This is a genomic window from Mesorhizobium sp. M3A.F.Ca.ET.175.01.1.1 (assembly GCF_004791945.1).
Classification (GTDB): Bacteria; Pseudomonadota; Alphaproteobacteria; order Rhizobiales; family Rhizobiaceae; genus Mesorhizobium.
The window spans coordinates 1-288 of record NZ_SRTP01000385.1; the positions used below are offsets into that span (position 1 = coordinate 1).

A 288-nucleotide genomic window follows, 5' to 3' on the forward strand; every position below is an offset into this window, starting at 1 on the left:
ACCCGTTTCGACAGCCGCCACCGCGCCTGCTCCAGGGTCGACTGCGCCTGCTTGACCTGGTTGTCGGCGGCGTTGATGGTTTCCGGCCGCGCCGGCAGGTTGCCGACGGCGAGGTTGGCCTCCGCCTGGCCGACCTGCGCGTTGGCCGTCTCAAGCGAGGCCGAGGCGGTGTCGTAATCGGCCTGCGTGCCGGTGCCGCGTCTATAGAGGTCGCTGGCGCGGTCATATTTGCGCTTGACGTCGGCGGCCTGGGCTTTGGGCAGGAAGCCGCCTTCCTCGCCACCAAGG

At 69.4% G+C, this 288-nt stretch carries 1 pseudogene; it reads right to left on the bottom strand.

Going from position 1 to position 288, the window contains the following annotated elements:
• Positions 1-288 (bottom strand): annotated as a pseudogene (locus EN818_RS32090) (HlyD family secretion protein); the annotation flags it as partial.